Raw genomic sequence first — 11037 nt, 5'->3', positions numbered from 1 at the left:
CTCCCATGTCGCATAACAGCTTCGGCCATCTCTTCCGTGTCACCACCTTCGGCGAGAGCCATGGGCCAGCCATCGGCTGCGTCGTCGATGGCTGCCCGCCGCTGATTCCGCTGACGGAAGCCGATATCCAGGGTGATCTCGACCGGCGCCGGCCCGGYCARTCGCGCTTCACSACGCAGCGCCAGGAGCCKGACCAGGTCCGCATCGTCTCGGGCGTCTTCGCGCGTGAGAGCGACGGCGTGCAGGTGACGACGGGCACCTCGATCGGGCTGATGATCGACAATGTCGRCCAGCGCTCGAAGGATTATTCCGACATCAAGGACAAGTACCGGCCCGGTCACGCCGACTACACCTATGACGTCAAATACGGCATCCGCGACTATCGCGGYGGCGGKCGYTCCTCGGCGCGCGAGACGGCSATGCGSGTCGCRGCCGGCGCSATYGCSCGCAAGGTCGTGCCRGGCATGRTSGTGCGCGGYGCSCTSGTGCAGATGGGGCCGCACAAGATCGACCGCGCCAATTGGGATTGGGAGGAGGTCGGCCGCAACCCGTTCTTCTGCCCGGACGCAAAGGCCGCCGCCTTCTTCGAGAGCTATCTCGACGGCATCCGCAAATCCGGCTCCTCGATCGGCGCCGTGCTGGAGATCGTGGCGGAAGGCGTGCCGGCAGGGCTGGGCGCGCCGATCTACGCCAAGCTCGATTCCGAGATCGCGGCCGCGCTGATGAGCATCAACGCGGTGAAGGGCGTCGAGATCGGCGAAGGCTTCGGCGCCGCCGAACTCTCCGGCGAGGAGAATGCCGACGAGATGCGCGCCGGCAATGACGGGCGCCCGCTCTTTCTCTCCAACCATGCCGGCGGCATCCTCGGGGGCATCTCGACCGGCCAGCCGATCGTGGCGCGTTTTGCCGTGAAGCCGACCTCCTCGATCCTGGCGACGCGCGCGACCGTGACGCGGACCGGCGGCGAGGCCGAGATGTTCACCAAGGGGCGCCACGACCCCTGCGTTGGCATCCGCGCAGTGCCGGTGGGCGAGGCGATGGTCGCCTGCGTGCTGGCGGACCATTATCTGCGCCATCGCGGGCAGGTCGGCGTCGTCGAGCCGCGCTGGCCGTTCCAGGAGTGACATCGCCGTCATTCTCGGGCGAAGCGAAGCGCAGACCCGAGAATCTCTGGCCGAAAAGGGGCTCTGGTACGAGAGCCTTCCTCGTCATGAGATGCTCGGGGCAAGCCCGAACATGACGCGCCAGAGAACTTGCATTTCAGCAATACTGAAAATGCAGCACTCATTCATTGCAGATGAAGCGTCGGCGTATTAGCTTGCCGGCATGAAGCTCCACGCCTGGCTCCGGCAGAACAAGATCGCGCGCAGCGCCTTTGCCAAGCAGGTCGGCCTGTCGCCGGCCAGCGTGACGGCGCTGTGCAACGATCCGGCTGCCTGGATCTCGCGGGAAAGCGCCGAGCGTATCGCCGCCGTCACGGGCGGCTCCGTTACCCCCAATGATTTCCTCGGCCTATCCGGGCCGCGCGAGGCTGCCATGTTCAACAATGTCACCGAGACCATCGAAGCCTTCGCCCGCGGCGAGATCGTCATCGTCACCGATGACGACGATCGCGAGAATGAGGGCGATCTCATCGTCGCAGCCTCGCTCTGCACGCCGGAGAAGATGGCCTTCATCATCCGCAACACCTGCGGCATCGTCTGCGCGCCGCTGACGGCGAGCGAGGCGCGTCGCCTGCGGCTCGACCCGATGGTGTCTYCGAACGACGCGCCGCTCGGCACCGCCTTCACCATCACGGTCGACGTCAAGCATGGGCTGACCACCGGCATCTCGGCCGAGCAGCGCACCAACACGGTTCGCGCGCTTGCCAATGGCAATATGGGCGCCGCCGATTTCGTTCGGCCCGGCCATGTCTTCCCGCTGATCGCCAAGGATGGCGGCGTGCTGATGCGCTCGGGCCATACCGAAGCGGCCGTCGACCTATGCAAGCTCGCCGACCTGCCGCAGGTCGGCGTGATCTGCGAGCTCGCCAATGACGACGGCACGGTGATGAAGGGCGCGCAGATCGCCGCCTTCGCGCAGAAGCACGGCCTCAAGCAGATCACGGTCGCCGAKCTGATCGCTTAYCGSCARKYGCGCGARAAGCTSGTCGAGCGGGTGCATTCCTTCCCGGTCAAGACCGMGTTCGGMGAGATGACCGGCCATGTCTACATCACGCCCTTCGACGACACGCAGCATTTCGCCTTCGTGATGGGCAAGCTCGGCGATGGTGAGAAGGTGCCGGCGCGGCTGCATCGCGCCGATGTCGTCGCCGATGTGCTGGGGGGCGCGAGCTCGATCCAGTGCGCATTGCGGCGCTTCCAGCAGGACGGGCGGGGCGTGCTGATCTATCTGCGCGACGGCACCGCCGGCGTGCCGATCAAGAGCGTCGAAGAGGAAGGCTCGGACGCGCTGCGCAGCCAGCAATGGCGCGAGGTGGGCCTCGGCGCGCAGATCCTGCGCGATCTCGGCGTCGCCTCGATCGTCAACCTCGCCTCCTCGCCGCGCTCCTTCGTGGGTCTGAGYGGTTTCGGTATCGAGATCGCGGATACGCAGCCGCTGGAGTGAAGGCGCGCAGCCATTTTAGCCGTCGTGCCCGGGCTCGACCCGGGCATCTCGAGACGAGATGGGCCCCGTACCGGAGACACTTCCGCAAAGAGATTCTCGGGGCCGCACGCGGCCCGAGAATGACGGCCGGAGGCCGCCGGGCGAGGAGCTTCGTCAGCTTCCCATCAACGCGCCGACATGCGCGGCCGTCGATGTCGCCAGGCCCTCAAGGTCGTAGCCGCCTTCCAGGATGGAAACGAGGCGGCCGTTCGCGTGCCTGTCGGCGAAATCCATCAGCTTCTGSGTCGCCCAGGCGAAATCRCYYTCGMSCAGRTTGATGTTGGCGAGCGGGTCGCGCCAATGCGCRTCGAAGCCGGCSGAGAYGATSACGAGRTCGGGYYGGAAGGCCTCGATCCGCGGCAGGATCGCGATCTCGAAGGCCTCGCGGAATTGATCCGAACCGTCGCCGGGCGCGAGCGCGGCATTGACGATGGTGCCGTGGCTGCCGCGCTCGGATGGGGCACCGGTGCCGGGATAGAGCGGCATCTCGTGCGAGGAGGCGTAGAGCACGCTGGCATCGTCCCAGAAGATGTCCTGCGTGCCGTTGCCGTGATGAACGTCCCAGTCGACGATGGCGACGCGTTCGGCGCCATGGACCTTCTGCGCGTGCCGGGCCGCGATCGCCGCACTGTTGAAGAAGCAGAAGCCCATGGCGCGCTCGCGCTCGGCATGGTGGCCGGGCGGGCGCATGGCGCTGAAGGCGTTGCGCGCCTTGCCCGACATCACCTCGTCTACCGCCATGATGGCGCCGCCGACGCCGCGCAAGGCAGCCTCGACCGTGCCGGGCGACATGGTCGTGTCGGCGTCGAGCTGGACGAAGCCCTCCTGCGGGGAGGCGTCGAGGATCGCCTGCACATAGGCCGGCGGGTGGCAGAGCGCCACTTGATCGATCGTGCCGAGTGGCGCCTCGAGGCGAATCAGCGGCGCGAATCGCTCGGCTTCGAGGGCGCGCTCGATCGCCCGCAGCCGGTCGGGCCGTTCGGGGTGGCCCGGGGGCATGGCATGGAGCAGGCTGGCGGGGTGGGTGATGAGGAGGGTCGTCAAAGGTCTCTATCCGGTGGCAGCGCCATTCAAGCGCAAAACCGTGACCACTTTGCCACGTTCATCGCTGTTGCGGCCGCCATGTCCGGAACAAGATTGCGCCATGCCCGTTTGGAGCCTAGTTCTGCGCGCGACCATCGCTCCCTGCGCCTTGCAGGCCAAGCATCGGCGATACGAAGCGTTAACGTTTGATTCATCATAAAGGCTGCCTGCGGGTCGCTCGGGTGGGGACTATGAAGAAGACCGTTTTCGTTGCCTTGGCGCTGTCGGCCCTTCTGGGTGCCTGCCAGTACAAGAGCGTCGCCGCTCCGGAGCTCTCCGCCCGCGATGCCGAATATATCGCGCTGGTTCCGAAGTTCGACACCTATCTCCCCTATCTCCCCTACGAGATCAGCGATCCGACCGGCCAGCCGCCCGGCACGATCTACATCGATACCAAGGAAAAGTTCCTTTATCTCGTGCTGCCGAACAAGAAGGCGATCCGCTACGGCGTCGCCACCGGCGACGAGGCTTATGGCTGGACCGGCGAGGCCGTGGTGCAGCGCAAGGCCGAGTGGCCGCGCTGGACGCCGCCGGCCGAAATGGTCAAGCGCTGGCCGCATCTGAAGCCGGTGGCGGGCGGCATGACCGGCGGGCCGGAAAATCCGCTCGGCGCCCGCGCGCTCTACCTCTACCAGAATGGCCACGACACGCTCTATCGCATCCACGGCACCAACGAGCCGGAGACGATCGGCCGTTCGGCCTCCTCCGGCTGCATCCGGATGCGCAATATCGACGTGATCGACCTGTTCAACCGCGTTCCGGTCGGCGCCAAGGTGGTCGTGATCTGACGCTCCGCGCGATCGCATTTTCGATGGCGGGTGCCTGTGGCGCCCGCCATTTTTGTTTTCAGCTCCTGCCGAACAGAAAAAGACCGGCGGGAGAGGCTCCGCGCCGGTCAGTTTATTGGGTCAAAAGAGAGTCTCGAAACAGGAGGTCTCAGTCGTCGAAACCGTGGCGAAGGACGCCGGGCAACTCTGCCCTGCGCTCATCATCCAACTTCCTCAACGCAGGTGAGCTCTGCCGGGTTCCGGCCGCAACGGCCTGAATCGCGATCGGGCGGAAACGCGATGCATAGGTCTCACGGGCGGAGGCGTCGTGAAAGCCCTTGCGAGATTGGGTCTGGGAACGCGCGTCGAGGTGAATCATGGCTCCTGACTTCACTGATGGTCCGATGTCGAAAGGCTTTCGCCTGCCGACCCAAGGGAGCCTGATGCGGGATCGGGACGGCGGCAGGGCGCGATCGTGATCCATTCAAGGCAATTTGTGCCGGCTCATCACATTCGGCCATATTGCTGAACGAATCGGAAAGGGCCGGGCGCTTGGCGCCCGGCCCTTTGCTGTTTGTCGCGGAGCCCGAGTCGTCAGGCCGCCAGCAGCCCTTCGCCCTTGGCCCAGGCCAGGGTCTTGTCGAGGGCGCGCTCGCAGCGGTCGAACATCTCGTTGATCTCCGCCTCGGAGATGACGAGCGGCGGGCAGAAGGCGAGACGGTCACCCATGGCGCGGGTGATCAGGCCTTCCTGCAGCGCGAAGGAGACGGCCTTGGCGCCGACGCCCTTCTTGACCTCGAAGGAGGCCTTGGTCTGCTTGTCCTTGACCAGCTCGGCGCCACCGATCAGGCCGACGCCGCGCGCCTCGCCGACGAGGGGGTGCTCGGCGAGCTTGTCGAGGCGGCGCAGGAAGGTCGGAGCGACCTTGGCGACATGGTCGACGATCTTTTCGCGCTGGTAGATTTCCAGCGTCTTCACCGCGACGGCGCAGCCGACCGGGTGGCCGGCATAGGTGTTGCCGTGGCCGAAGGTGCCGATCTTGCGGCTCTGATCGACGAGAACGTCGTAGATCTTGTCGTTCATCATCACGGCGCTGAGCGGGAAATAGGCCGAGGTGATCTGCTTGGCGAGCGAGATCGAGTCGGCCGCCATGCCGTAGGTCTCGGTGCCGAACATCTTGCCGGTGCGGCCGAAGCCGGTGATGACCTCGTCCGAGATGAAGAGGATGTCGTATTTGGCGAGGACGGCGTTGACCTTCTCGAAATAGCCCTCCGGCGGGATGATCGCGCCGCCGGCGCCCATCACCGGCTCGGCGATGAAGGCGGCGACCGTATCCGGCCCCTCGCGCAGGATCATCTCCTCGAGCTCGGCGGCGAGGCGCGAGGAGAAGTCCTGCTCGCTCTCGCCGGGCTCGGCGAAGCGGTAATGGTGCGGGCAGGAGGTGTGCAGGATGCCGGGCAGCGGCAGGTCGAAATCGATATGGTTGTTCGGCAGGCCGGTCAGCGACGCCGAGGCGACGGTGACGCCGTGATAGCCCTTCAGCCGCGAGATGATCTTCTTCTTCTGCGGGCGGCCGAGCGCGTTGTTGAGATACCAGACGATCTTGACCTGGGTGTCGTTCGCATCCGAGCCGGAGGCGCCATAGAACACCTTGGAGATCGGAACCGGGGCGATCTCCTTCAGCTTCTCGGCCAGCTCGATCGCCGGGTCATGGCTGCGGCCGCCGAAGATGTGCGTGAAGGGCAGCTTCTTCATCTGCTCGTAGGCGGTCTCGATCAGCTCCTGGTTGGAGTAGCCGAGCGAGGTGCACCAGAGCCCCGCCATGCCCTCGATATATTCCTTGCCGGTCGAATCGTAGACGTAGATGCCCTTGCCGCTTTCCAGCACCAGCGGGCCGTTCTCGCGGTGGGTCGCGAGGTTGGTGTAGGGATGGACGAGGGTCTCGATGTCCCTGACGGCGACGTTCGACAACATGATGGGGCTCCCGGTCCCTGTTGAGAATACTTGCCACCATACGCCTGAATGTCCGCAAATGTTGAGCGATTTCGGCGCAGGGGACCGCAGACTCTGCTGCAATGCGCCCGGCGGCGTAAAGGCCTGCGGCGCCGGCGCGTGAACGGCGCCTCAGCGCGCGAGCGGTGGCGGGGTGAAGCGGCTTCCGGCCTCTTCCAGCATCGCGCCGACGGCGATCGCGGTGCGGTCTTCCCCGAAGGGCGCGATGATCTGAACGCCGAGGGGCAGGCCCTCACGCGATTGCATGACCGGCGCGCAGAGCGCMGGCAGGTCKGCGCCRGTSGCGAGYGMGGCCCAGAGCAGGAAATCGAGATAGGGGCGMGGCTCKCCGTTCACGATCAGGCGGCGGGCATGGATGTCCGGGCTGTGATCATGCGGGATCGCGGYGACGGGGGCAGGCGGGCAGAGCACGACATCGTAGCGCGTGAAGAAGCGGGCCCATTGCCGCTTCTGGGCAAGCCGGCGCTGGGCGAGATGGTGGTAGAGGCCGGGCGTCATCCGGGCGCCGCGCGCCTGCAGCGCCTGATGCGAGAGGTCGCCCGGGCTGAAGCGCGAGGCCTGCGCCTGGATGCGGGCGCGCACCTTCGGCGGCAGGCCATAGGCGACGACCGCGTGGTTCAGCAGCGCGTAGACCTCGAAGGCGTCGGCAAGGCTGACCGAGGGGCGGGCCGTCTCGTCGATGACGGCGCCGGCTTCAGCCAATCGGCGCGCGGCCTCGCGCACGGCCTCGGAAATCTCCCGGTCGACCGGCGCGAAGGAATCCTCGGCCCAGAGCGCGACACGCAGGCCCCTGGCGCTTCGGGCTCGCGGCTCCGGCAGGGGCGGGCAGGCAAGCGCGACGTTACGCGGACCGGCGATCACCGGCAGGATGAGGTCGAGGTCCTCGGCCGCGCGCGTGATCGGCCCTGCGACCATCAGATCGACATTGCGCGCGGTGCGCCGTTCGGGCGGTGGCGGGATCGCACCCCAGGTCGAGACCAGCCCCCAGCTCGTCTTCAGGCCGAAGACGCCGCAAGCATGGGCCGGCCAGCGGATCGAACTGCCGAGRTCGGAGCCGAGCTCGAARGCRSWCATGCCGGTCGCGACCGCGRYYGCCGCKCCGCCGGASGAGCCGCCGGGAGAGCGGGCCTCGTCCCAGGGGTTGTTCGTCACGCCATGGGCGGGATTGTAGCTCTGGAAATCACCGGAGAAGACCGGGACATTGGTCTTGCCGATGATGACGGCGCCGGCGGCGCGCAGCCTTGCGACTGCTGCGGCATCCTCGGTCGGGATGCGCTCGCGATAGGCCGGCAGACCGCCGGAGGAGGGCCGGCCGGCGACGTCGAAGGCGTCCTTGATCGTGATCGGCAAGCCCTCGAGCGGGCGTGCGGAGCCGGCGGCGATGCGGGCATCGGAAGCCTTGGCCATGGCGCGGGCCGCCTCGCGATCCTCAGCCACCACGGCATTGAGGCGCGGGTTCAGCGCGTCGATGCGGGCGAGGCTCGCCTCCAGCAAATCGGCGGCGCTGAAGCGCCGGGCCAGAAGCGCCTTGCGCAACGCGGTCGCGGATGTGGTCAGGTCGATGGTGGCAGGCACGGCAGCAACCTCACGCGGCATCCTCGGGGCGTATCGTCAGGGAGCATCCGCGGCGCGGGCGAGATCGCGCCAGAGCACGATGAGGCGGTCGAGCTCGGAGAGTTCTTGCGGCGCGAGCTTGCCCAGCGTGCTCGCGACGAAATCGCGCTGGATGGCGATCCCCCTCTCGGCGAGGCGGCGGCCTTCCGGCGTCAGGTGCATGGCGTAGGAGCGCCGGTCACCGGCGATGGCGCGGCGCTCGACCAGTCCGGCCTGCACCAGCCGGTCGACCAGGCCGGAGACATTGCCCTTGGTGACGTAGAGCCGTTCGGCAAGCTCGCTCTGGCTGATGCCTTCCTGTTCGGTCAGCGTCGAGAGCAGGTCGAATTGCGGAATCGAAAGGCCGATGGTGCGGATGCGCGCCGTGATCTGCGTCAGCATGCGCTGATGCAGCCGCATGACGCGGAACCAGACGCGGTCGGCCTCGGACGAGGCTTGCGGCACGGGCTTGGTCGCTGACAAAAAAGCATACCCCGACGAATGACGGATCAGACCTAAACCATCTCGACCGGTCAGGCGAGATCGCCATGCGTCTTACCTTACGCAAAGTGAAGGTCACGCTCCTGGGGGCTGTACCGGACCGGGCGTCCAAAGGGCTCACTTCACTTTCCGCGGAAGCCGTCGCTATCCTGCCGGCAAAACAGATGACGCCCGGGAGAAACGACCATGCTCGGCCTGATGCAGAACTGGCCCCTTCTGCTCCATCGCATCATCGACCATGCCGCCGTCCAGCACGGCACSCGCGAGGTCGTSASCCGCGCGGTCGAGGACGGGACGCTCCGGCGCCGTCCCTATGCCGAAATCAGGAGCCGCGCGCTGCGAGTGGCCAAGCGCCTGCAGCGCGCAGGCATCGGGATCGGCGACCGCGTGGCGACGCTGGCCTGGAACAGCGACCGCCATCTCGAGCTCTGGTATGGCATCAGCGGCATCGGCGCGATCACCCACACGGTCAATCCGCGGCTGTTCCCGGAGCAGATCGCCTGGATCGTGAACCATGCAGAGGACCGGCTGATGTTCCTCGACCTGACCTTCGTGCCGATGATCGAGGCGATTCAGGAGAAGCTGCCCAGCATTGCACGCTTCATCATCCTCACCGATGCGGCTCACATGCAGCCATGCACGCTCAGGGGCGCGGTCCCCTATGAGGAGTGGCTGGCCGAGGCCGACGATGATTTCGCCTGGGCGGATTTCGACGAGAACACGGCGGCCGGGCTCTGCTACACCTCGGGCACGACAGGCGGGCCGAAGGGCGTGCTCTATTCGCACCGCTCGAACGTGCTGCACGCGCTGGCCTGCGCCGCGCCGGATTATATGGGGCTGTCGTCGCGCGACACGGTGATGCCGGTGGTGCCGCTCTTCCATGCCAATAGCTGGTCGCTGGCCTATTCGGCGCCGATGACCGGGGCCAAGCTGGTGATGCCGGGCGCCAAGCTCGACGGTCCCTCGCTGCACCAATTGCTGGAGGATGAGGGCGTGACCATGACGGCGGCGGTGCCGACGGTCTGGCTCGGGCTTTTGCAGCATCTGGAGGCGACGAACGGCAAGCTTTCGACGCTGAAGCGCGTCGTCATCGGCGGTTCGGCCTGCCCGCGCGCGATGACGGAAGCCTTCGAGCGCAAATACGGCGTCACCGTCGCCCATGCCTGGGGCATGACCGAGATGAGCCCGCTCGGGTCGTTCTGCTCGGTCAAACCGGTCTATCAGGAGCTCGAGGGCGAGAAGCTCTACGATCTCAAGGTCAAGCAGGGCCATCCGCCCTTCACGGTGGAGTTCCGCCTCACCGACGATGCCGGGCGGGACCTGCCCTGGGACGGCAAGACCTTCGGCCGGCTGAAGGTGCGTGGCCCGGCCGTGGCCGGTGCCTATTTCAAGCGCGATGAGGAGGTCCTCGACGATCTCGGCTTCTTCGACACCGGCGATGTCGCCACCGTCGATCCCGCTGGCTACATGCAGATCACCGACCGCTCGAAGGACGTGATCAAATCCGGCGGCGAGTGGATCTCCTCGATCGATCTGGAAAACCTCGCTGTCGGCCATCCCGACGTGGCGGAGGCGGCGGTGATCGGCGTCGCCCATCCGAAATGGGACGAGCGGCCGCTGCTGGTGATCGTGCCGAAGGCGGGCCGCACGCCGAGCAAGGACGAGATGCTCGCTTTCATGACCGGCAAGATCGCGAAATGGTGGCTGCCGGACGATGTCGTGCTGGTCGAGGCCATTCCGCATACCGCAACCGGCAAGATCCAGAAGACGGTGCTGCGCGAGATGTTCAAGGATTACCGGCTGCCGGGGTGACATCGAGAACATGCTGTTTCGAGCGAAACAGCATGTCGTCCCGGACGGAGCGAAGCGGAGATCCGGGATCCATGCCCGAACCTTCCCGGAAGCACTCCGGCATGGATCCCGGGCCAAGCCCCGGATGACGGAGAGGTCCTACGTAAAAATCGGAAAGCTCCGGCGATTGCTGGAAACGAAAACGGCGCCTTTCGGCGCCGTTTGTGTTTGTGACGGAGCGCCTTGAAGGCCGGGCTCCCTCAGAACTCTTCCCATCCGGTGTCGATGGCGCGGCCATTGGCGACCTTGCGGGGGGCCGGGGCGGTCCGGGACTGGACGAAGGCGGCCTCGGCGAGCTGGCGCAGCCGSGCCGGCTCGGGCGCGGTGGCGGCCGGGACGGCAGAGGCCACCTTCGCCGGGCGGGCGGGCGCCGCCGCATGGGCTTGCGGAGAGGCGGACTGCCCGGCCGCCTCGCGGCCGGTGCGGAAGGTCGCGACGAGGTCGTTGAGCTGGCCGATCCGGCCCGAGAGCGAGCCGGCCGAGGCCGCGCTCTGCTCGGCCAGCGCCGCATTGGCCTGCGTCATCTCGTCGAGATGCGCCACCGCCTGGCTCATCTCGTCGATGCCATTGGCCTGCTCGCCCG

Annotated in this window: 9 protein-coding genes and 1 pseudogene; 4 read left to right on the top strand and 6 right to left on the bottom strand. The window is 66.8% G+C overall.

The genetic code is table 11. From position 1 onward, the window contains the following. Positions 1 to 5 precede the first annotated feature (5 nt). Complete coding sequence (gene aroC, locus AB4Y99_RS14880) at positions 6 to 1124, top strand: chorismate synthase (RefSeq protein ID WP_441523848.1); 1119 nt, start codon at positions 6 to 8, stop codon at positions 1122 to 1124. A 202-nt stretch (positions 1125 to 1326) separates the two neighbouring features. Next, a complete protein-coding gene (gene ribB / locus AB4Y99_RS14875) occupies positions 1327 to 2607 on the top strand; it encodes a 3,4-dihydroxy-2-butanone-4-phosphate synthase (RefSeq protein ID WP_441523847.1) in 1281 nt (426 codons plus the stop codon). A gap of 153 nt (positions 2608 to 2760) precedes the next feature. Here ribB and AB4Y99_RS14870 read toward each other — a convergent pair whose 3' ends face one another. Then, positions 2761 to 3690, bottom strand: a complete 930-nt coding sequence (locus AB4Y99_RS14870) for a histone deacetylase family protein (RefSeq protein WP_441523846.1) — start codon at positions 3688 to 3690, stop codon at positions 2761 to 2763. A gap of 230 nt (positions 3691 to 3920) precedes the next feature. On the opposite strand from AB4Y99_RS14870, the gene AB4Y99_RS14865 reads away from it, so the two are divergent. After that, complete coding sequence (locus tag AB4Y99_RS14865; RefSeq protein ID WP_191125688.1) at positions 3921 to 4517, top strand: L,D-transpeptidase; 597 nt, start codon at positions 3921 to 3923, stop codon at positions 4515 to 4517. A 148-nt stretch (positions 4518 to 4665) separates the two neighbouring features. Here AB4Y99_RS14865 and AB4Y99_RS14860 read toward each other — a convergent pair whose 3' ends face one another. The 4 genes from AB4Y99_RS14860 to AB4Y99_RS14845 all read right to left on the bottom strand — a co-directional run bounded on the left by AB4Y99_RS14860 (position 4666) and on the right by AB4Y99_RS14845 (position 8585). After that, on the bottom strand, positions 4666 to 4875 hold the full coding sequence (locus AB4Y99_RS14860; RefSeq protein ID WP_038359543.1) for a hypothetical protein: 210 nt from the start codon (positions 4873 to 4875) through the stop codon (positions 4666 to 4668). Positions 4876 to 5090: 215 nt separating this feature from the next. Then, positions 5091 to 6470 carry an aspartate aminotransferase family protein gene (locus AB4Y99_RS14855; RefSeq protein WP_038359542.1) on the bottom strand — a complete coding sequence of 460 codons (1380 nt, stop codon included), beginning with the start codon at positions 6468 to 6470 and terminating at the stop codon, positions 5091 to 5093. 150 nt (positions 6471 to 6620) lie between these two features. Continuing rightward, on the bottom strand, positions 6621 to 8084 hold the full coding sequence (locus AB4Y99_RS14850; protein WP_441523845.1) for an amidase: 1464 nt from the start codon (positions 8082 to 8084) through the stop codon (positions 6621 to 6623). A 36-nt stretch (positions 8085 to 8120) separates the two neighbouring features. Beyond that, positions 8121 to 8585: a MarR family winged helix-turn-helix transcriptional regulator gene (locus tag AB4Y99_RS14845; RefSeq protein WP_038359540.1), complete on the bottom strand. Its 465-nt coding sequence runs from the start codon at positions 8583 to 8585 to the stop codon at positions 8121 to 8123. Between the two features lie 204 nt (positions 8586 to 8789). On the opposite strand from AB4Y99_RS14845, the gene AB4Y99_RS14840 reads away from it, so the two are divergent. Further along, positions 8790 to 10415, top strand: a complete 1626-nt coding sequence (locus AB4Y99_RS14840) for a long-chain-fatty-acid--CoA ligase (protein ID WP_441523844.1) — start codon at positions 8790 to 8792, stop codon at positions 10413 to 10415. A 239-nt stretch (positions 10416 to 10654) separates the two neighbouring features. Here AB4Y99_RS14840 and AB4Y99_RS14835 read toward each other — a convergent pair. After that, positions 10655 to 11037: pseudogene (locus AB4Y99_RS14835) on the bottom strand (methyl-accepting chemotaxis protein); the annotation flags it as partial.

This window comes from Allobosea sp. TAB14, from assembly GCF_052113865.1.
Classification (GTDB): Bacteria; Pseudomonadota; Alphaproteobacteria; order Rhizobiales; family Beijerinckiaceae; genus Allobosea; species Allobosea spartocytisi.
This window is presented reverse-complemented; position numbering and strand designations above follow the sequence as displayed.